Origin of the sequence: Chryseobacterium bernardetii, assembly GCF_003815975.1 — a bacterium.
Lineage (GTDB): Bacteria > Bacteroidota > Bacteroidia > Flavobacteriales > Weeksellaceae > Chryseobacterium > Chryseobacterium bernardetii.
On sequence record NZ_CP033932.1, the window covers coordinates 3,709,014 to 3,731,412 of the forward strand.

13 protein-coding genes are annotated in these 22,399 nt (G+C 39.8%); 11 read left to right on the forward strand and 2 right to left on the reverse strand.

All coding sequences use genetic code 11. The features are described 5' to 3' along the window. The 8 genes from EG339_RS16910 (at position 1) to EG339_RS16945 (ending at position 7,615) form a co-directional block, all read left to right on the forward strand. On the forward strand, positions 1–1,155 hold the full coding sequence (locus EG339_RS16910) for an efflux RND transporter periplasmic adaptor subunit (protein ID WP_123871126.1): 1,155 nt from the start codon (positions 1–3) through the stop codon (positions 1,153–1,155). A gap of 28 nt (positions 1,156–1,183) precedes the next feature. Next, positions 1,184–1,648 carry a heme-binding domain-containing protein gene (locus EG339_RS16915; protein WP_123871127.1) on the forward strand — a complete coding sequence of 155 codons (465 nt, stop codon included), beginning with the start codon at positions 1,184–1,186 and terminating at the stop codon, positions 1,646–1,648. 74 nt (positions 1,649–1,722) lie between these two features. After that, positions 1,723–4,230: a cation-translocating P-type ATPase gene (locus tag EG339_RS16920; protein WP_123871128.1), complete on the forward strand. Its 2,508-nt coding sequence runs from the start codon at positions 1,723–1,725 to the stop codon at positions 4,228–4,230. Positions 4,231–4,281: 51 nt separating this feature from the next. Next, positions 4,282–4,671, forward strand: a complete 390-nt coding sequence (locus EG339_RS16925; RefSeq protein ID WP_123871129.1) for a hypothetical protein — start codon at positions 4,282–4,284, stop codon at positions 4,669–4,671. 112 nt (positions 4,672–4,783) lie between these two features. Further along, positions 4,784–5,227, forward strand: coding sequence for a thioredoxin family protein (locus tag EG339_RS16930; protein ID WP_123871130.1), 444 nt, complete (start codon positions 4,784–4,786; stop codon positions 5,225–5,227). A 9-nt stretch (positions 5,228–5,236) separates the two neighbouring features. Further along, complete coding sequence (locus tag EG339_RS16935; RefSeq protein WP_123871131.1) at positions 5,237–6,163, forward strand: FAD:protein FMN transferase; 927 nt, start codon at positions 5,237–5,239, stop codon at positions 6,161–6,163. Further along, positions 6,160–6,390, forward strand: a complete 231-nt coding sequence (locus EG339_RS16940) for a DUF4266 domain-containing protein (protein ID WP_123871132.1) — start codon at positions 6,160–6,162, stop codon at positions 6,388–6,390. Before EG339_RS16935 ends, EG339_RS16940 begins: the two co-directional genes overlap by 4 nt. A gap of 34 nt (positions 6,391–6,424) precedes the next feature. Continuing rightward, positions 6,425–7,615: a DUF3570 domain-containing protein gene (locus EG339_RS16945; RefSeq protein ID WP_123871133.1), complete on the forward strand. Its 1,191-nt coding sequence runs from the start codon at positions 6,425–6,427 to the stop codon at positions 7,613–7,615. Between the two features lie 139 nt (positions 7,616–7,754). Here EG339_RS16945 and EG339_RS16950 read toward each other — a convergent pair whose 3' ends face one another. After that, on the reverse strand, positions 7,755–8,462 hold the full coding sequence (locus EG339_RS16950) for a LytR/AlgR family response regulator transcription factor (protein WP_123871134.1): 708 nt from the start codon (positions 8,460–8,462) through the stop codon (positions 7,755–7,757). Next, complete coding sequence (locus EG339_RS16955) at positions 8,459–9,490, reverse strand: sensor histidine kinase (RefSeq protein WP_123871135.1); 1,032 nt, start codon at positions 9,488–9,490, stop codon at positions 8,459–8,461. The genes EG339_RS16950 and EG339_RS16955 overlap by 4 nt, the downstream gene beginning before the upstream one ends. Before the next feature lie 195 nt (positions 9,491–9,685). On the opposite strand from EG339_RS16955, the gene EG339_RS16960 reads away from it, so the two are divergent. From EG339_RS16960 to EG339_RS16970, 3 genes are all read left to right on the forward strand, one after another. Continuing rightward, positions 9,686–12,124: a TonB-dependent receptor domain-containing protein gene (locus EG339_RS16960; protein WP_228459637.1), complete on the forward strand. Its 2,439-nt coding sequence runs from the start codon at positions 9,686–9,688 to the stop codon at positions 12,122–12,124. A 389-nt stretch (positions 12,125–12,513) separates the two neighbouring features. After that, complete coding sequence (locus EG339_RS16965; RefSeq protein WP_228459638.1) at positions 12,514–14,307, forward strand: ABC transporter ATP-binding protein; 1,794 nt, start codon at positions 12,514–12,516, stop codon at positions 14,305–14,307. Positions 14,308–14,913: 606 nt separating this feature from the next. Then, positions 14,914–22,398, forward strand: coding sequence for a SpvB/TcaC N-terminal domain-containing protein (locus EG339_RS16970; protein WP_164466452.1), 7,485 nt, complete (start codon positions 14,914–14,916; stop codon positions 22,396–22,398). Position 22,399 lies beyond the last annotated feature (1 nt).

A 22,399-nucleotide genomic window follows, 5' to 3' on the forward strand; every position in this document is an offset into this window, starting at 1 on the left:
ATGAAACGTAAATTTAAAATCATATCATATTCTCTGCCAATAATAGGACTGCTCATGATTTATGAGTGTAAAGACCATGGAAAAACGGAATCGGTACCAGCAGCGGTCTCTTCCAAAGATGAAAACGTAGTAACGCTTACTGAAGCCCAATTAAAAAATGCTCCTATAGCAGCTACAACTCTTTCTTTACAGAAGATATCTTCGCTTTTAAAGCTTAATGGAATGATTGATGTTCCTCCGCAAAACCTGGTTTCGGTAAGTATTCCACTGGGCGGATATCTCAAATCCAGCAGTCTGTTGCCGGGAAAGCCGGTTTCAAAAGGACAGGTGATTGCCGTTATTGAAAACCCGCAGTTTATCCAGCTTCAGCAGGATTATTTAATGGCAAGGTCTAAAATGCATTTTGCCGAACTGGACTACAACCGTCAGAAAACCCTTAATCAAAGTCAGGCTACCAGTGATAAAGTCATGCAGCAGGCCCAGTCTGAAATGAACAGCCAGAAAATCCTGATGAACTCCCTGGCACAGCAGCTCCGCCTTATCAATATTAACCCAGCATCGCTGAATTCCGGGAATATTAAAAAAAGCGTTCCGGTTTACAGCAGCATCAATGGGTTTGTGAGTAAGGTAAATGTGAACATCGGAAAATATGTAAATCCTTCGGATGTCCTTTTTGAACTCATCAATCCGGATGATATACATCTTAACCTTAAAGTATATGAAAAAGATCTTGGAAACCTCAAAATGGGACAACGGTTTACGGCCTACACGAATGCAGCTCCTGATAAAAAATATTACGGAGAGATTATTCTGATCAGTAAGGATGTTAACCCGGGAGGTATGGCTGAAGTACACTGTCATTTTGAAAAATATGACCAGAGCCTTGTACCGGGAATGTATATGAATGCAGAAATAGAAACAAGTACCTCTTTTTCCAATGCGGTTCCTGAAGAAAGCATTGTCAATTTTGAAGGAAAAAGCTTTGTTTTTGTGGAAGAGAAAACGCGTACCTACCGCCTGACTCCTGTGACATTGGGTGAAACAGAGAACGGGTTCATACAGATACTTAATACCGATGATTTTAAAAATAAGAAAATTGTCACCAAGAATGCTTATACCCTTCTTATGAAACTTAAGAACACTGCAGATGAATAATAAAAGAACTTATAGATAAATACAAATTATGAAAACATCTTCTTTAATAAAAATAGGAGCAGGCTTTATAGTTCTGTTTCTCATCGTTATCCAATTTTTTGATACTGATAAAAATATTGCGGCAGCTCCTTCGGGAAATGCTATTGAAAAACATTATGTGGTGCCCGGGCATGTACAGGGATTATTGAAAACGAGCTGTTATGACTGTCATTCCAACACTACAGCTTATCCGTGGTACAATAAAATCCAGCCTGTAAAATGGTGGTTGACAGATCATGTTAATTCCGGGAAGAGACATTTTAATTTTGATGAGTTTGATACTTATCCTAAAGAGAAAAAGCTGCGTAAGCTTGATGAAGTTGCGGAAACTGTAAGAAGCGGTGAGATGCCTCTTACCTCTTATACTGTTGTTCATCACGAGGCAAAATTATCTGATGCCGATAAAGCAGAAATAGAACAGTGGGTAAAAGAAGTAAAAAAGCAGATCCAATAAAAGAGTCCTAAAAAAGAGAAGTTATGCTGTTATAATAAAAACAATCAGTAAATTTAATACTATATCCATTTCGTATGAATTACAATATTCCTGAAGGTTTGAAAGGTCTTACAGAAGCTGAAGTAGAAGTTTCCAGAAAAAAATATGGTTTTAACAGCCTTGAAGCTGTTAAGAAAGAAACATGGGTAAATTTACTCATTGATATTCTGAAAGAACCTATGCTGATTCTGCTTATCTGTGTTTCCTTTATTTATGTGCTTACAGGAGATTATGGAGAGGCTTTATTCATGTTTGCTGCTATTATAGGTGTTACAGCAATTTCTTTTTATCAGGATAACAGAAGCAAGAAGGCCCTGGAAGCGCTTGAAAAGCTCAATGAGCCTTTGAGCAGGGTGATCAGGGATTCAAAAGTTGTTGAAATTCCCACTTTTGAAATAGCAGTTGGTGATCTGTGCATTACCGAAGAAGGAAATCTTATCAATGCAGACGGAAAAATTGTTCACAGTAACGATTTTTCCGTTAACGAATCCTCACTCACAGGAGAAAGCTTTTCTGTTTTCAAGGACAGCAGATCAGAAGATAACAGGGTGTACAGCGGAACAATTACGGTTTCCGGACTTGCGGTTTTTGAGGTTGAAAGCATTGGAAAAGAAACCAAAGTAGGAAAAATAGGACAGTCTATACTCAATATAAAAACAGAAATATCTCCTTTACAGCTTCAGATCCGGAACTTTGTAAAGGGGATGGCTGTTATCGGGCTCATCATCTTCCTGGCAGTATGCATCTTCAGCTTTGTCAAAACGGGAGACTTTGTGACCAGTTTATTGAGCGGGCTTACATTGGCAATGTCTGTACTGCCTGAAGAGATCCCTGTAGCCTTTACTACTTTTATGGCTTTGGGTGCCTGGAAACTAATGAGGGAAGGCATCATTATAAAAAGAAGCAGTATTGTGGAAACCTTGGGAAGTGTTTCTGTAATTTGCACTGATAAAACAGGTACTATTACGGAAAACTCTATGCAGCTGAAACATCTTTATGATTACCGTTCTGACAGGATTTATGAAGAGCCGGAGTTTGGAACAGTAGAGCTGCATGAGCTTATTGATTACGCGATGTGGAGTAGTGAGCCTGTACCTTTTGATCCTATGGAAATAACACTGCATAAGATCTATGAACAGACCCGGAAGCCTGATCAAAGAAAAGACTATCAGCTGTTTCATGAATATCCGCTGGAAGGAAAACCGCCAATGATGACCCATCTTTTTGAAAACGGACAAAAAGAGAGGATTATTGCTGCTAAAGGAGCTCCGGAAGCCATCATCAGTGTTTCCAATCTTTCAGAAGAAGAAAAGAATAAGGTAAGACAGTTAGTAAAGAACTTCGGAGATCAGGGATTCAGGGTTCTTGGGGTGGGCAGGTCTCATTTTGAAGGAAATGATTTCCCGGATAAGCAGCAGGATTTCAGATTTGATTTTTTAGGGCTGACTGTATTTTATGATCCTCCTAAAAAGGGAATAAAAGAAGTATTCAGACATATTTATGATGCAGGTATTAAAGTAAAAGTCATTACAGGCGACAATGCGGATACCACCAGAGCCATTGCATTACAGGCAGGAATAGAAAATAAAACTCCTCCCGTTAATGGAAGTGAAATAGTAGGATATTCAGAAGCAGATCTTATCAAACTTTCTGAAAATACCACTTTGTTTACAAGGATGTTTCCGGAAGCAAAGCTGGAAGTGATTTCTGCCTTGAAAGCACAAGGCCATGTAGTAGCCATGCTGGGTGATGGTGTGAATGACGGCCCGGCTTTAAAAGCTGCTCATATTGGAGTGGCCATGGGAAATAAAGGAACTGAAATTGCCAAGTCTGCAGCGGCGCTGGTTATTACCAATGATGATCTGGATAAACTTGTTACAGGTATAGCTGCCGGGCGCAGGATCTATGCCAATATAAAGAAAGCTATTCAGTATATTATTTCCATTCATATCCCTATAATACTCACTGTTTCTTTGCCTTTGTTTCTGGGTTGGGTATTTCCTCACCTATTAACTCCGGTGCATGTAATTTTTCTGGAGCTGGTCATGGGGCCCACGTGTTCTATTGTTTACGAGAATGAACCTATGGAAAGGAATGCAATGAAGAAGCCGCCGAGAGCCCTTACAGATACATTTCTGAACTGGAAAGAACTTTCGGTAAGTATTGTTCAGGGATTGATCATAACGGCTGGGATATTATGGATATACCAATATTCCGCTGGCCATGGAAATGATGAAGCCAAAACCCGGGCATTGGTTTTCAGTACTCTGATATTTGCCAATATACTGCTGAGTCTGGTGAACCGTTCTTTTCATTACAGTGTTTTGGAGAGTTTTAAAAACCGGAATATCCTGCTTGCAGGAATCTCAGTGTTGGTTGTATTGCTGCTGTTGGTCATTCTCTATGTAGCCCCCGTTTCTGGATTTTTCAGCGTTACAGCTCTGAGCATAAATGAACTTGGATTGACATTGCTCACTGCTTCAGTTTCTGTGTTATGGTTTGAAATTTATAAACTTATAAAAAGGCTTTACTTTAGGAAATAATTAACATAGAAAAGTAATTATCCGTAATAAAAAAAAATATAATTTTGATTCGTGAAAAAGTTGGCTTCCATATTGTTGCTCTCACTTTATTTGGTTTCTACAACCGAAGTGTATCAGCTGTTGAAAATTCCGACTTTGATAGAACATTATTGGGAACATAAAAAGCTTAATCCGGAAATGTCTATAACCGCATTTCTGAAAACACACTATGATCATCCCGTTAAAGACAGTGACTATAAAAAAGATCGTAAACTGCCATTTATTATCCATACCACACCATTGGCATTATTATTTATTATTGGGGATACTTTTCATTTTGAGCTTAACAGTTACTATTTGAAACAAATAAAGTCCGGGAAAATACCATCAAAAGATGTTGATTTCTGTTATAAAGGCTTTCTGAGAACTGCATGGGAACCGCCAAGGCAGCTGTTTTCCTAATATATTTATACAACACTGGTTGTCATATTATGTTGACCAATTTATATTGTATACCATTACCAATGGTATACAGAGTTTAATCTATTATAATAATCATTATCATTTTACAATAATGAAAACAATATTTCTAACCCTCATTATGGGTTTATTTTCTATGGGCGCTGTGGCTCAGAACCGCTTTGAGAATGCCAAAAAAGAGGCTGCAGCCAAAAAAGAACTTATTTTACTTAATTTTTCCGGTTCCGACTGGTGTATTCCGTGCATAAAGCTTCATAAAAACATTATAGAGACAGAAGACTTTAAAAAGCTGGAGAAAGAAAACGTTATCGTCTATGTGAACGCAGATTTTCCAAGAAATAAAAAGAACCAGCTTTCCGCGGAAATGAAAAAGGAAAATGCTGCACTTGCCGATATGTACAATTCAAAAGGGCAGTTTCCCTATACTCTTTTACTTGACGAGACAGGAAAGGTATTGAAAAGCTGGGTGGGTTTACCTTCTGAAAATGCTTTAGCTTTCAGTAAAGAGATCCGCGAGGTGCAACAGCAAAGAAAATAGAGGATTAAGATGTTAAGAGAATTCAGAAAGCCGCAAAGGCTGATGGGAAATGCTTTCGAAATTACCGTTGTAGACGATAATGAAAACAAGGCTTATCAGCATATGGAAGCAGCCGTTTCAGAAATTCAGAGAATTGAAAAACTGCTGACCACTTTTAATGAAAACAGCCATACAAGCCAGATCAACCATTACGCAGGAATACAGCCGATAAAGGTAGATAGGGAAGTGTTTGACCTCATTGAAAGAAGCCTTCGGATCAGCCGGATTACTGACGGGTATTTTGATATTTCCTACGGAGGAATTGATAAAAGTTTCTGGAACTTTGACCGGGAAATGAAAAAGCTTCCGGATCCGCAGCACATAAAAAATCATTTAAAACTGGTGAATTATAAAAATATTCTCCTCAATCCTGAAGAACAGACCGTTTTTCTTAAAGAGAAAGGAATGAGAATAGGCTTCGGAGGAATTGGAAAAGGCTACGCCGCTGAAATGGCCAAAAGGCTGCTTCAGAAAAGAGGAGTACAATCTGGGATTGTAAATGCCTCCGGTGATCTTACCACATGGGGAATGCAGAGCAATGGAAAGCCATGGACGGTAGGAATTGCAGATCCGGATCACGCAAAGCAGCCGTTTTCTTACATGAATATTACAGATATGGCTGTGGCAACCTCAGGAAATTACGAAAAGTTTGTCATCATTGACGGCAGAAAGTATTCTCACACCATCAATCCCAAAACCGGAATGCCTGTTTCAGGAATCAAAAGCGTTACTATTTTCTGCCCGAATGCAGAAATAGCAGATGCTATGGCAACTCCTGTCGGTATTATGGGAATAAAAGCAGCATTGGATATGGTGAATCAGATCCATCAGCTGGAATGTATCATTATAGATGATGACAATACTGTCTATTCATCCCAAAACATTAATTTACAATGAAAAATAAGATAAAAAGAATAGGAATCGGCCTGGCGGCTGCTATTATCCTGATCCTTGCCCACTCCTGTACTGCCCTGAAAGAGTACGATAAGGCAAAGCTTAATGATGCTGAAATGGCATTAGGCAACAGAACTATAGAGAAGACTGAGCTTAATTTCCAATCTTACCGGGAAGGTTCCTCAGGAGCTAATTCCGGAAAAGTAGGCGGAGGTTGCGGATGTAATTAGGTAATTACAGTGAGTAAAATTTAAAAAATCAGGAATGAAAAAAATTGTAATAAGCATATGGGCTCTTTTTGGGTTCGTAAGCGCTAAGGCACAGGAAAATTCTAATACAGCACCCTCTAAAAAATTAACCTTTGATGAGGCTAATCTTGTCTCCAGCTACTACCATCAGGACGGAAATAATTCTGCAGTAACCGGAGGGATGGGATCAGAAAAACTTACTGACATTTCCAATACGATTGATGTTACGATGGTAAAATATGATAGTAAGCAACGCAAAAATAAATTCAATCTGAGTGTTGGGGTAGATCATTATACCTCAGCTTCATCAGATATGATAGATCTTAAAGCCAATTCTTCGGCCTCACATGCAGATACCAGGATATATCCGTCACTTCAATGGAGCCGGGAGAATGAAAGTAAAGGAAGTACTATTTTCGGGGGAATAATGTTTTCTGGGGAATTTGATTATCAGTCTTACGGGGCTAATATTGGTTTTGCACAGAAAACAGGAAACAGGATGGGAGAGTTCACAGCAAAATTTCAAACTTATCTTGATCAGGTAAAACTTGTAACTCCTATAGAATTGCGTACAGGGGCTTCTACAGGCCGGGAACATGAAAATTATGGCACAAGCGGAAGAAATACTTTTGCCTTGTCTTTAGCTTATTCCCAGATTATTAATAAGAATTTTCAGGTTGAATTTCTAACGGATGCTGTACAGCAGACCGGCTTTCTAAGCCTGCCTTTCCACAGGGTATATTTCACGGATGGCTCTGTTCATCAGGAAACACTTCCGGATAAAAGATTCAAGCTTCCGTTGGGAGTGCGGGCTAATTATTTTCTGGGAGACCGGTTTATCTTCAGGACCTATTACCGGTATTATACGGATAGCTGGGGTATAAGATCAAATACCTTCAATATTGAAACTCCGGTAAAAATATCCCCTTTTGTTTCAGTAAGTCCGTTCTACAGGTATTATTCGCAAAAAGGAACCAAGTATTTTGCACCTTATGAGCAGCATACTGCCTTTGATGATTATTATACAAGCAACTATGATCTGTCTACCTTTAACAGTAATTTTTATGGTGCCGGCATCCGGTTTAGCCCTAAAAACGGATTGTTTGGAATAGAACGCCTGAATATGCTTGAAATCAGATACGGGCACTATACAAAATCCATAGGAATGAGTTCAGATATTATTTCTCTGAATCTTAGATTTAAGTAATAGCGCAATGGTATAGTAAATTTAAACTGTTTGAATTCTTATTTTTTTAATTTGATTCAAACAGTTTTTGCTTTTTATAAAATGAAATCTGTTTTTTAATAACATTTATGTTGGGTTAAGATCTCAGAAATCAATAACGCTAGTTTTTCATTCTATCAATCACATTTTTTTTATAAAATTTTCCAATTGGCAGAACTGTCCCATTTTTTAGAGATAGTTCACCACCGGCAATTTTGGAAATCTCCTTCAATGCAACCAAGTAAGATTTATGAATTCTGACAAAAAGCCTGGGATCCAATTTGCTTTCCACTTCCTGAGTAGTGATCTGGCTGAGATACATTTTCTCAGCAGTGAAAAATTTTACATAATTGCCATAACTCTGGGTATAGTATATGGAACCAAAGTCTAGTTTTATGATTTCATTATCCACTTTTAGCACAATATGGTCAGTATCGTTATTGGGCTGTTCTGAAGTTCTTTTAGACGTTCCCAGCCGGTTAATAACTTTATCAATTGCCGAAAGAAATGTTTTGAAGTCAAATGGCTTTACGAGATAATCTACAACATCATATTTGTAAGATTCTAATGCATACTCTTTGTAAGCAGTGGTGAGGATAACAAATGGCTTATTGGACATTGCTTCGAGCATTTCCATTCCTGTTAAGCCTGGCATATTGATATCAAGGAACATAAGATCCACTTGGTTACTGTACAGATATTCCATTGCTTCTACAGCGGTATAAAAGGATTTGTTCAGCTTAAGATGACTAAGCTGGCTTATAAAATGTTCCAGTACACGGTGGGCACCTTCTTCATCATCAATAATAATACAATTAAGCTGATTCATAAGATTAGTTTTTCGAGAGTAAGCGTTAGGGTTGTCTCATAAGTGAATTCAGATTGCTTTTCATTAAGACTAAAATTATTGTTATAGATAAAATGCAATCGTTGTCTGAGATTATTCAGACCTACCTGTGTAGACATTTTTTTAAGGTTCTCATCCGCCAGCGAATTATCTATGGTCATATATAATGTATCTTGTCTCAGCTCAATAACAATATGAACAAACCACTTGGTTAGATTTTGGCTATGTTTAAAACTGTTTTCAACCAGTATAATAAGCAGGAGAGGTGATATCTGCCATACTTTCATTTCATCTGCCGAATGATTGCATATAAAACGTATATCACATCTTTTACCGATTCTTTCCCTTTCTAAATCAATATAATTCCGAATAAAGTTAATTTCGTCTGATAGTAAAACTTTGGGAACATTGCCGTTTTCTATCTGATAACGCATCAGCTCAGATAATTTAACAATGAGTTCCGGAGTCCGGGCGGGCTCCGTTAAGCTTACACCATACAGATTGTTAAGCATATTAAAGAAAAAATGTGGATTTAGCTGCGCATGGAGAAATTTAAGGTTCATTTCGTTGAGCAGAATCTGGTCCATATTTCTGCGCTGAACTTCCAAAGCATAACTCTGCATCAGAGATAGGGCCATAATGGTTGCAGTACTGATAATGCAAATCACGAAATGATATAAAAAACCGAGTGCCAGTTCATCCGGTTCAAAAAACTCCGGCTGTATCCAATAGAAATCTGCTATAAAAAGAACAGACGCACCTGCCGAAATAACAGCTAAAGATAATAGGATATAGATGAAATAATTTTTGTTTACATAAAACTTGAAAATAAAGAACCGATGAACCTGTGCCTGTATATAAAGGATCACAAAAAAGACAAAACCTTTTAAGAAATTTTCCAGGGAATTGATAAACAACCACTCATGGAGCATGGTAAGAATATACATTGCACAAAAGATTATAATCTCCTGTTTCCATCTTTTGCGCATGCTGATCGTCATATTGTTCATAAAAGTACTGATTTCAGATCATGATTATTATAAAATTCATATTGCTTCGATTGCATGCTCCAAAATTCTAAAATCAAAAGTAAATCAGAAAATTAAAATGACCAACGGTTTTTGACATTTAATCAGGGCTCTTTGTCAGTTTTATTTTTAAGCCCGATGCAGATGGTCTTGTTTTGCTGTACTAAATTTTTGCAGATGAAAGAATTATTAAAAAACTTGTGGAGGCTGATTATGCTACTTACGTTCATGCTGGGTACTACAACAGTATTTGCACAGGCGGCAGGAAATGAACTTGAAATTAAAGGAACGGTTGTAAGCGGAAATGAAAATGTTCTACTGGCAGGGAGTACAGTGTCTATTAAAGATGCTGGAGGAAAACTTATCGGTTCTGTAACTACTGGCAGTGATGGAGTATTTATATTAAAAGCGAAACCAATGTCAACAATAAGTGTTGCCATTAATTATCTAAGTTTTAAAGATTATAATTCTGGGGCTATCAGTCTGAAACAGGAAAACCTTGATCTTGGAAGAATATATATGGATACAAAAAGTACCATGCTTGAGGGAGTTACGGTGGTTGCAAGCCGAAAAAAGCCTTTGGTTCAAAGTGCTAAGGATAAGCTCATCTATAATGCCGCTTCAGATATCAGTAATAAATCAGGAAATGCCGCAGATGTACTGCACAAAGCACCGATGCTGACTGTTGGTGCCAACGGTGATCTTAAGTTGCGGGGAAACTCCAATATTAAAGTCCTTATCAATGGAATACCTTCACGTATAATGGCAAAGAATCTGAAGGAAGCATTAAAAATGATTCCCGCAAGTTCAATCGTTTCTGTAGAGGTAATAACAAATCCTTCTTCCAAATATGAAGCGGAAGGGGCTGCAGGGGTTGTGAATATCATTACAAAAAAGAAATTAAAGGGAACCAGTGGAACTCTGGATATGACCGGAGGGAATTTGGAGCATACCGGAAACCTGTCTCTTAATATGAGTTCGGGAAAATTCAATTTTTCCGCGATGGGGAACTACAGTGAGGAACGTGAAAAAACAACTTCGTCTCTTATCAGAACGAACCTTAGCAACGGAAAGCAGACCGGTTCTCTTTTTCAGGAGTCAGATATGTTACAAACAACTAAGGGCGGTTCTGCGAGCCTTTCAGCTCAATATAAAATAGATTCCCTGCAGACCCTTGAAGCAAGTTATTCCTATTGGAATGGGTCGTGGCCTCAAAATGGAGGCTTATTTAATCGGTATACCAGTGCAGACCAGTATCAGGAGTATAGGCAAAAGACACAACAAAGCGGTAAATTCAATTTTTCAGAATGGGTCTTGAATTATCAGAAAAAATTTAACAAAGAAGGGCAGGAATTACAGATCATAGGTCAGGCTTCTTCCGCTGCTGATATTTCAAACTATATAACTGAACAATATAAACCTGACGGGAAACTCGTTTTTACGGAACAGGGACCTAATGATAGTAAGGAAAAAGAATGGAGCATACAGGCTGACTATTCACATCCATTTGGACAGGAAGGCAAGACATCATTAGAGACTGGAGTAAAATATTTGGGAAATACCTCAAAAAGTACTTATGAAGTTATTAACAGTTCATTGCCGATAGATCCAAACCGTTCCGGAAGCATGCAGTATAAGCAGCAAATCTTTTCAGCCTATGTTACTTTAAATTTTGATCTTGGAGACGAGTGGACTTTACGTCCGGGAATACGTTTTGAAAATACAGATATCAACGCAACATTTCAAAATAATGCACCTTACACACGGAAATTTTCCAACTGGGTACCTAATTTATTGGTCATAAAGAAATTAGGCGAGCGTAATGAATTAAAATTAGATTACAATGAAAGGATACGCCGTCCGTGGATCATGGACCTGAATCCTTATGCCAATGCTGCGGATCCGCTAAACATAACGCAGGGTAATCCGTACCTGAAGCCTGAACTTACCAGAAAGCTTGAACTTTCCCATACCTACACAGGAAGTAAAAATACATTGCTGACAAGCAGTCTGTATTACAGTTCCAATAAAAGTGCGGTAGAACAGATCGCGAGAGTGGATGAAAAAGGGATCTCTTACACCATGCCGGATAATATCGGTGAAAGTACAAGAATGGGATTGAATATAAACACTGTTTTTAATCCCATTAAAAGCTGGACTGTGAATGCTGGTGTTGAGGTATTCCATTTAAAATTCCGAAGTAATTCATTAGGACTTAAGAACGATGGAACATTTTTTAATTCAAGTATCAGCAATACCGTTACTCTTCTTAAGGATCTTCAGTTCAGTGCTTCAGCAGATTATGGAAATGGTTTTATCACACTGCAAGGTAAAAATACAGCTAATTACTCCTATCGTTTTGCAGTAAAGAAAGATCTTATGAATAATAAAGCAAGCCTTACGCTGGCGGTAATCAATCCGTTCCAGAACAATTTTAAGGAAACAGTGTATGCTTTTGCTCCTACTTTCCAAAGTACACAGGTCAACAGATTTTATAACAGGGCAGCAACGTTAACATTTAGCTGGCAGTTTGGAGGAATGCGCGCTTCAAAGGAAAAAGAAAGCCATTTTTCCGATCAGTCGGACGATAAATTTCCCAAAAAGAGACGAAAATAAACCTTTTCATGCTGATGAACTACTGGTGGGATTTGGCGATGCTATTAATTGAACTTAGTAGAGTGGTAGCTGCTTTAGTATGTACTTGACTTTTTGAGAAGAGGTATTAACAGTCAGTTTTCTTTACTATAATTATTGGGTGCGAAGATTCTTCATATCAATTAAACTTGTGCTGATGGCCGATTCATAGCAATAATCGGCCATTTTTACATTTGCTGCTAAAAAAGCTGAGGACCAAAGATTTTTATCACGGATTATTGCACTTTCGTCATTTTATTTTTCTGTTCAGTCAGGTTTTCATTTTTTTTGTCCTGCAATTGAGATTGGGGAATTATAATAGTAACTGCAAAAAAGAGTAGTATCTGCCAATTAATGAATTAAATAAGAAAATGATGGAATTCTTAACTTATAAACAGGAAACAAAAACAACTGAAAACGGAAAACAACAGATTTCACTATATCGTGTTTATGAATTTTTCAAACCCTACAGATGGAAGTTACTTGGCTCCATAATACTCATCTTTATCGGAGCAGGAGCAGGTTTGGCGATGCCCTTTTTATTACGGAACATCATAGATTATGCGCTTCCTCATGCTAATATGCAGTTATTGGTTATATTGGTCATTGCAATGGTTCTGGTAACCATAGTTTCTGCTGTAATCAATATGATTCAGACAATAATTTCAACAAAAATCGGACAATCAGTTCTTCATGATCTTCGGGTAAAGCTATATTCACACTTACATTCACTTTCATTGAGCTTTTTCACTGATACGCGTGGCGGTGAAATTCAGTCGCGAATTACACAGGATATCGGATCATTACAGGAACTGGTTTCCAACACAGCTCATGAATCCGCGAAGAACCTAAGTGTTGTTATCATGACAGTCATTGCAATGTTCCTTTTGGATTGGAAACTTTCGCTGTTTTCATTAACTGTTGTTCCACTAACTTTATTATTGAGTAATTGGGTAGGGGCACTGCGGGAAAAAGTTGCAGATCAGCAGCGACAAAAGCTGGCCGACTTGTCTTCAGAAATAAGTGAAACCTTATCAGTACCGGGAATGATTCTTTCCCGTACAATGGGAAAGTCAGGATTTCTGATCAGGAAATTTTCAAAAACATCGAAAGACGTTGCAGATTTAGAGGTTAAATCACATACTTCCAATGAATGGCAGTGGCAAATTATTTATTTATTGCTGACCATTCTTCCGGCATTGACTTTACTGCTGGGTGGACTTAGAACACAGGGCGGAAATCACGTTTCAATCGGTACTCTGATGGCATTAATTGCATTACAGGAACAGTTGACATTCCCACTGCAGGAGTTACTTCGTACAAGTATTGAAGTGCGTAAGACCCGTGTGTTGTTTTCCCGTATATTCGAGTATCTGGATATCCCTTCTCAGGTTCGTAAGCTGTCTGGAGCAGTTGTACTAAATAAAAAAAGGATTAAGGGCGATATAACGCTTGAAAATGTTAGTTTTTCATACGATGGCGGGGCACAGCTGCTGTCGGATATAACCATTGATATTCCGGGTGGGAGCCATGTTGCTATTGTTGGGGCAACAGGCTCCGGGAAAACCACTGTAGGTTATCTTATTGCAGGACTTTATGATGTAGATGGCGGTGCTATTTATATTGATGGGATTGATATCAGGAAGCTAAGTTCACATTCACTTACAGATATTCTGGGAGTGGTATCGCAGGATCCTTACCTGCTTAATGGAACAATAAAGGAAAATTTACTCTTTGCTAATCCTCGTGCCACTGACCTGGAATTAATTACAGCTGCTAAAATCACGAAGCTGCATGACTTTATTATGAGCCTCCCAATGCAGTATGAAACACCTATCGGCGAGCATGGCTATCGTTTTTCAGGAGGTGAAAAGCAAAGGCTTTCCTTAACAAGGACACTGCTACGACAACCTGCTGTTATAATTATGGACGAAGCCACAAGTGCTTTAGATACAATAACCGAAAGTAACTTATCCAGAGCCCTAAACGCATCTATGCAGAGCGTTACTATGATAACAATTGCCCATCGGTTATCAACTGTACGTCATGCAGATCAAATTGTGGTAATGGACCGGGGCAGGATTGTAGAGAAAGGAACCCATCAACAGCTGCTTGAAAAAAATAGTTACTATGCTAAATTGCTGGAATCAGATAGAACGGAATAGTTATAATAATTGATATGGGCAGTTATACCAGTCAAAAGGCCTGAAAAGTGCAAATGATGAAATATGTTGGCTGATTGAATGGCTGGAGTCCTGGTATTTTTTATATCAGGACTCATTGTTTGTAGTTGTATTTTGTATCGGAAAATATTTTTGCATTGTATCATTTTGTATCAAATTCAAAAAAGATCAGATTTTAGGAATTGTTCTTCTTTGGGAATCCTTCTGGACAAAGATTGTAAGCTGCTCAATATATAATATAAGTTGTAGACCCAACAGATGATTTCTCGAATTTTTTTAAAGAAGATTTATTACGAATAGAAAGCATTTGTTTTCCTATTTCATTAGTTGCTACAGAGATTTCTTCGCAAATAGGTATTTATACTTAATTATAAATTAGGTGTTTATACGCTATTTAATGCTTTTTTTTGTGAATACCTTTAAGGTATATAATTGTTTATGAAATTATATTGTTTGTAACCCCAATATACTGGTCTAACTTACTTGATCACAAGGAAGAAAATGTAAACTTTTTGTTTGGGTTCTAATTTGTTTCAAGTCGTTCTGCATTTAAACGTGTTTTAATTGCAGTCAGTCAAAATGATAGCTATGGAAAAAGTATCGATCTCTAGTACTTCTCTGCCCGGTGGAGGAGGAGCAGTAAAAGGAATAGGTGAAACATTTCAGCCCAATTCATTTTCAGGAACCGCAGCCTATACAATCCCGGTTCCTATAACGGCTGGCCGCGGGTTAGCGCCGTCCCTTTCGTTGGCCTACAATTCCGGATCGGGTAATGGTATCTTTGGTATAGGCTGGGATGTCGAAATCCCCGAATTTACAATTCGAACCGAAAAGGGAATCCCCAAATATGACGGAACCGATATTTTTCTCTTTTCCGGAAAAGAACTGGTACCTAGAGAAAATGCGACCCGTACTGAAATTGATCAACAAGGTGATAGATGGAGTATTTGTATTTATTTTCCACGTGTGGAAGATGATTATTCCCGTATCGAATATCATAAAAATCAAACCACCGGTGAGAGCTTCTGGCGTACATTTGCAACCAATAATACGGTATCGGAATATGGATCCCTTCCCGAGGCGCGTGTTGCCGATCCCGATGATGCGGCCCGGATCTTTAGTTGGCAAATCGTTTCGATAACCGATCCCAAAGGAAATAAAGTTCAGTTTCGATACCAGCGGGAAAACGATCTGGAAACCGGAATTTTAAATAGAGGTGCCTTTACACGAAATTATATTGACCGTATTTTTTACGGCAATTATTACAATACTTCCAAAGAAGAAAAATTTGCCTTCGAAGTTATTTTTGACTACGGATCGCATGAACTGGATAATTTAACAACAACTGCGGCCGACCCCTATGCTGAGGTACATCCGTGGGCATGCCGGCCGGATCCGTTTTCTTCGTTTAGAAGTGGCTTCGAATTGCGTACTTATCGCAGGTGCCAAAATATACTGTTGTTTCATCATTTTGAAAACGAAAACCACGGAAATCCTTTTCTGGTAAACCGTTTGCAACTTGCCTATTATGATACAACGGATTATAGTAAGGTACCGGATCAGACCGCAGTGATTTCCTGCCTGAAAAAAGTAACCATTACCGGATGCAGAATTCAAAGTGACGGCAGTTACGAATTATTAGCAAAACCGGATCTGGAGCTTACTTTTTCGGTATTTGACGTGGCACCAACTGCAACGTTTAGTACATTAACTGTTTCAGATAATGGGACTATTCCCGGAAAACTCGATACAGGCGATTTCCTTCCGGTTGATTTAAATGGCGCCGGATTACCCGGTATTTTATATACCCGCGATAGCGGATCGTTTTATTATAACCCGAAAGGAAGCGGCCATTATTCTGAACCGGAAATTATACCTGATTTTGCAGTGGGTGGTTCGGGGGTAATTACCGATTTACAGGGTAATGGAATTAAAGACCTGATGGTAAGCAGTCCACCCGGATATTATACCAATAGCCTACAAGGCTGGGAACCATTCCAACCATTTGAGCAATATCCAACTGCATTGGCCGGAACGGAATTGGTGGATTTAAATGGGAATGGTAAATCAGATTTATTAGTGGCTTCGGACGATTATTTGACGATATATCCCGGATTGGGAAACTTTGGATATGGCGAACCGCAACAAGTACCGGTGCCGGAAGGGTTCCCGTTACAAAGCCAGAATTCCGGAAAAACATCGGTTTCTTTTGCCGATTTGTTTGGTGACGGATTACAGCATCGGGTTGCCGTGGCAAACGGAACGGTTTATTGTTGGCCTAACTTGGGATACGGCCGGTTTGGGCAACGTATCCAATTAATAAATGCACCCTATTTTGACGCCGGTTTTGATGCTTCCCGATTTTATTTTGCCGATCTGAATGGAACCGGTACTATGGATATTGTATATGCATTAGACAATACGGTTCAGCTATTCCTCAATAAAAGCGGAAATAGTTTTTCGGACGCCATTACCATTACTTTACCGGAATCGTTCGATCCGTTAGACAGCCTTCATTTTGCCGATATACTGGGAACCGGAACGAGTTGCCTGGTTTTTTCGAAACTAACCGGTACGCCAAGGCATTATTACCTGAATTTTTCGGGAGTCGATCCGCAGGACATCGCTATGGTAACGCTAAAACCCTATCTGCTTACCGAAACCAATAACAATACCGGTAGCCGAACGGCTTTGCATTATTCCAGTTCGGTACGCTTTTATCTGGAAGATGAACAAGCCAGACAACCCTGGAAAACCCGTTTGTTTTTCCCGGTCCAGGTTATCGACCGCATTACGCAGACGGATGCTGTTTCGCAATCGTGCTATGTTCAGGAGTTTGGTTATCACGACGGATATTATGATCCTGTGGAGAGAAGTTTCCGCGGATTTGGTTTTGTAGAAACATGGGATACACAAACCTACGAAACGTTTGACAAGACCATCCGGAATCAGGAGTTCCCAGTAAACGAGATCAATAAAGAATTGTTTGTCCCTCCGGTATACACTAAAAAATGGTTCAATACCGGAGCGTTTGAAAGTTATCACGCATTACAGGAGCAATACCGGGCCGATTTCTTTAAGGGCGATGCTAATGCCTACGATTTTCCGGACAATGTGTTTGCTGCCGATATTTATGCCGCCAATAGTAAAACGTTTCGGGAAGCTTTTGTAGCCCTAAACGGAAGCCTTATCCGGACGGAAGTTTACGGATTAGATGATCAACCCGAATCTAGTGTGCCTTATGCGGTAGAACAAGCTAATTATGCCGTGGCTTTGATTCAGCCGGCATCCGATGAAGAGCATGCTGTTTTCCGTGTCGATCCACGGGAACATATTGCTTATCATTACGAACGGAACGCAAACGATCCGCGGGTAGAACAACAATTTACACTCGAAGTAGATCCTCAAAGCGGTACGGTAAAACGAGCCTGTACCGTTTATCTGCCGCGCCGTACACCATCAGTTAGCGGCGTTTCATTATATCCTGAACAACAACAACTCTTGGCGACTTTTACAACGACTGATGTGATCAATACTAACGAAAAAGAAATGTATTGGGTGGGAATTGTAGGCCAGGAGCAGGCATTTCAACTGTCGGGCTTCGCCCTGGAAACGGGTAAAGAATACATGGATTTCGATTACTGTAATCATCTCATCGAACAGGCGCTACAAAATATTATTCCTTATGGAGTATCACCCGGAGAAACGGTTGCGGCCTTGCAGTTTTCCTGGATCCGCAATTATTTCTGGAATGAAACACAAGATAATTTTTTACCATTACTCACAATCGCCTCACGGGGATTACAGGCATATACTGCCACAGCACAGTTTACCCAAAATTATATCGATTCGGCTTATAAAGGGAAATTAACGAACGATGTTGTTACCAATGCCGGATTTGTTTTCGATAAAGAAACGGGCTATTGGTGGAACAACGGAACGGTACAAACTTATTTTAAAGCCGATACCCCGGAGTTGTTTTTCTTGCCTCATGAAGTGATCAACCCTTTTGTTGCGGCCGATTCAGAATTGTCGGTTTGCGGGAAGATGGGTTACGATGCACCGTATAACATTCAGGTGGTGGAATTAATAGAATATATTGATCCTGATAATGACATCAAAAACACACAACTACTCACACTAGATTATCATACCTGTACACCCAAACAGTTGGTGGATATTAATGGTAATGTGTCGCAGGTACTTTACGACCCGTTAGGACAGGTGCGTGTTTCGTCTCTATTCGGAATTAAAAATGGCGATTTGGAAGGCAGCATGCTCCTGTACCCGTATGGCGGTTTTCCGGCAACATATCAAACACGAACAACAACACCGGATGGAATACCGATCACAATACAATCGGTTTTAGACCAACAGGATTACTATATACAAGGCGCTTTGACGTACTTTTTCTACGATGAGCATAACTGGACTGACCGTAAACAACCGTTGGCGGCTATATCTTTATCGGCAACCAATTTCATTCATAAAGGTGCCGAAAATTCAGAGTGTCGCATCCGGATTGAATTTTCAGATGGTTTTGGCCGGATTATCGAACAAAAAGAATTAGTGGATCCGGGATTGGCTTATGTCAACAATAAACTGGTTGAGGTCGAAGAACGCTGGAATAAGTCCGGCCGAACCGTATACAATAATAAAGGACTAGTAGCACAACAATATCTGCCTTTTTTTAGTGCAACATCCGATTACGAAAATCAACAGACATTGATTGATGAAGGGAATATGCCATCCCCTTCGGTAATGCATTATGACCCTCTCGGTCGGTTAATCCGTACCGACGATCCGAAAGGGTTCTTTTCAAAAATCACTTTTACCGCCTGGGAACAAAAAACCTACGATGCAAACGATACGGTATTGGATTCGGATTACTATAAAACGTTTATGGCTAATTATCCGGCCGATCCGACTCAGGAACAGCAGGACGAGAAAAATGCTTTAGATAAGGCAGCCAAATGTTATAATACACCCACAACCGAGGTTTTCGACAATACCGGAACGCAGTTTTTGCTTCAGACAAATAATCTGGGAAAAGTTACTGCTGCTACATTCGACACCATTGCCACCGGCTCCGGCAGTACGAGTGCCGAGATTTTACAGGCTTTGGTTACTGCCGGTTATATTACTGCCGGAGGATGGCTTACTGCAATTTTTGCGCCGTATCAACCCGGATTTGAATTGCAGTTGGCTCCGAAATTCGATGGTATAAAAAAACAGATAACCCTAATCTTATTGCAAGGCGTATTAACATCTTATTCGGAAACCGATATACAAAGCCGGGTGCTGCTGCAAATAGACCCGCGTTTGTACTACACGAATGCAACTACGGGTACCGATTATATTAATCAGCGCAACACCTATCAGATGAACGAAACAAGTGCACTGATCACCGAAAGTGCAGATGCCGGAACGGAGTTTCATTTTAACAATATCATGGGGTTGTTATGTTGGTCATGGACCCCAAGAATGTATAACCAACGCATTACTTACGATCGTTTACAACGCCAGAAAACGCTACGGGTAAAACGCTATGTTGATGGCGATCCGATTGTTCCGGTCGATCAATATCCTTTAGTAGAGGTATGTACGTATGGTGAAGAAATTCAGGATTCTGCCTCGTTAAACCTCCGCGGAAAATTGTACGAACAAAAAGATTTATCAGGAATTGTAACGTTTAACAGGTATGCACTTACCGGGCAATCGATTTCGAAAAGCCGCCAGATGACTACCGTTTACAAAGATGCCATCGATTGGGACGATCCGGCAAAGGTTCTGTTGGATCCCAATACTTTATCATTCGAACAAATCTATAATGCTTTAGGTGATTTACTAACCGAAACAAGTCCCGACGGTACTGTAACGAAACGCAGTTATTCGAAATCGGGCTTACTGGCAACGATCGATCTGAAATTGCCGGACGGAAAGTCAAAACCGGTTATCCAACGAATTGAATATAACGCTTCCAACCAACGAACCCGGGTTGTGTTTGCCAACAATTCATCGTCGGTTTATACTTACGAAGGAACTACACAGCGATTAATCACAATTAAAAATACCCGGCTGGTAACTTCGGGCGAAAACCCGCTGTTGCAAAACATAACCTATGTATACGATCCGGTGGGTAATATTACAAGATTACGGGATTTAAGCAGAGATACTATTTTTTATAACAATCAGAAGGTAGTTCCGCTGTCGGATTATACCTACGATATTTTATACCGTTTGTCAGCGGCAAACGGCTATCAGCATCCCGGAATATTAGCCAACACCTATCAGAATAACGTGGTGAACAATGACTTTAAACAAAGTAAATTTTCGGTGGCACCCTCTGATTATGACAAACTGGAAAACTATCGTGAAAGCTATACCTACGATAATTCCGGAAACCTAATTCAGTTAAAACACAGCGCCAAATCGGCCTCCTGGACCCGCGATTTACCGGTTGAGGTGAATTCCAACCGTTTAACCGGGATTACGTACGACGACTCCGGGAATTTACGTCAGGTTATGATCAATAAACCCGTGGCGCTGGATTATAACTGTTGTGAAAATCTGGTGCGCGCCGCTATTATTACCCGCCCGGAAGAAGATGATGATGCCGATTATTATGTATATGACAGTGCAGAACAACGCACCCGGAAAGTGAGCGAAAGAATGGCAAATGGCGGTACCGTAAACATGATGGAAAGTACGGTATACTTTGGCAACTATGCCTTAAAACAACAGCAAACGGTTACCGGTAATACAACCACCACCACCTTAGAACGCGAAACCTTACGCATTATGGATGGAGAAACCTGTCTCTTGATTATGCATTACTGGAAGCTCGACGACAAAAAAAAGGAAAAGCAAACCGGCGACCGCTCATTCCGATGGCAGCTTTGTACCAAACTGGATTCTGTAGCGGTTGAAGTCGATGATCAGGCGCTGCTGATTAGCTACGAGGAATATTTCCCGTATGGCGGAACGGCTGTTATTGCAGGTCCGAATCAGCAGGAAGTGAGTCTTAAAAATTACCGGTATTCCGGAAAAGAACGGGACGATACTACCGGATTATATTACTACGGGCACCGTTACTATGTACCCTGGCTGATGCGCTGGAATAAACCCGATCCGGCCGGTGGCGTCGATGGTCTCAATTTATATGCTTTCTGTATCGGTAACCCGGTTAGCATGAAAGATGCTGACGGATTAAGTGCAAAAGGTAAGGGAGCAGCCGGAAAAAAAACAAAGAGAAAAAAGGCTTCTGTATTAAGCGACAGCTCAGGAACCGATGCAGATGATGAATCGGATGGCGGAAAGTCACTTAAAAAACCCAGATTGCTGAAGATCTCGAAAAAGATTCGTAAAGAAAAAAGTAAAAAGCTGAAAGAAAGAATAAGTTCTATGCATGGTAGCAATATGAGATTAGCCAAACGCGTCCATCAGTCCAAGCTATATACCGGAGTGACCGAGGAGATTGTCGCTCCTAATAAGGGAATGAGTCCCGAACGGTTACTGGTTCGCCATTTATCGACGGCACTTTTGGCTCAGAACGAGGAGTTTACCGAAGTGCAGGCAGCAATCAATCATACTGAAAAAACGATTTATGTAGCCAGTAACAAAAAGCAAAAAGAACTCAGTAAATTATTGTCGGACACCCTTAAAAATTTTACCGTTCCGGATAAAAAAAACTATTCAGGACGTGTAGCCCGACATTTGGGTAAACTGGCAACCGAGATCAACGGAGCGTATCAAGATTATAAACTGGAATTTGTTAAAGGACACGAAGAACAACATGCCGAAACCAAAATTGTGGAAGCCGGAAAACAATTCAATTATATCGGCGGTACACGTCGACCTTGTCTGGCTTGTAGCTTGTTTTTCCAAATTCATAATATTGTTACCACATCCTATGGTCAGCACCCGGGTGCTTATTGGGATTCTGTAGCGGCACTTCTTTCATTGAGCCCTTATCAGGAACACCTGAATATGACAACCTATCAGGGAATATTTTATAAAAATTTCGGAGTATCAGCCAGCCATGTACACGATTATGATACCGATAGTGAATAAT

Bases quoted from the DNA above. Each gene is read 5' to 3' on its own strand.
- EG339_RS16910 (WP_123871126.1), top strand. From the start codon at position 1: ATGAAACGTAAATTTAAAATCATATCATATTCTCTGCCAATAATAGGA.
- EG339_RS16955 (WP_123871135.1), bottom strand. From the start codon at position 9,490: ATGAACAATATGACGATCAGCATGCGCAAAAGATGGAAACAGGAGATT.
- EG339_RS16935 (WP_123871131.1), top strand. From the start codon at position 5,237: ATGTTAAGAGAATTCAGAAAGCCGCAAAGGCTGATGGGAAATGCTTTC.
- EG339_RS16960 (WP_228459637.1), top strand. From the start codon at position 9,686: ATGAAAGAATTATTAAAAAACTTGTGGAGGCTGATTATGCTACTTACG.
- EG339_RS16940 (WP_123871132.1), top strand. From the start codon at position 6,160: ATGAAAAATAAGATAAAAAGAATAGGAATCGGCCTGGCGGCTGCTATT.
- EG339_RS16920 (WP_123871128.1), top strand. From the start codon at position 1,723: ATGAATTACAATATTCCTGAAGGTTTGAAAGGTCTTACAGAAGCTGAA.
- EG339_RS16930 (WP_123871130.1), top strand. From the start codon at position 4,784: ATGAAAACAATATTTCTAACCCTCATTATGGGTTTATTTTCTATGGGC.
- EG339_RS16945 (WP_123871133.1), top strand. From the start codon at position 6,425: ATGAAAAAAATTGTAATAAGCATATGGGCTCTTTTTGGGTTCGTAAGC.
- EG339_RS16915 (WP_123871127.1), top strand. From the start codon at position 1,184: ATGAAAACATCTTCTTTAATAAAAATAGGAGCAGGCTTTATAGTTCTG.
- EG339_RS16965 (WP_228459638.1), top strand. From the start codon at position 12,514: ATGATGGAATTCTTAACTTATAAACAGGAAACAAAAACAACTGAAAAC.
- EG339_RS16950 (WP_123871134.1), bottom strand. From the start codon at position 8,462: ATGAATCAGCTTAATTGTATTATTATTGATGATGAAGAAGGTGCCCAC.
- EG339_RS16970 (WP_164466452.1), top strand. From the start codon at position 14,914: ATGGAAAAAGTATCGATCTCTAGTACTTCTCTGCCCGGTGGAGGAGGA.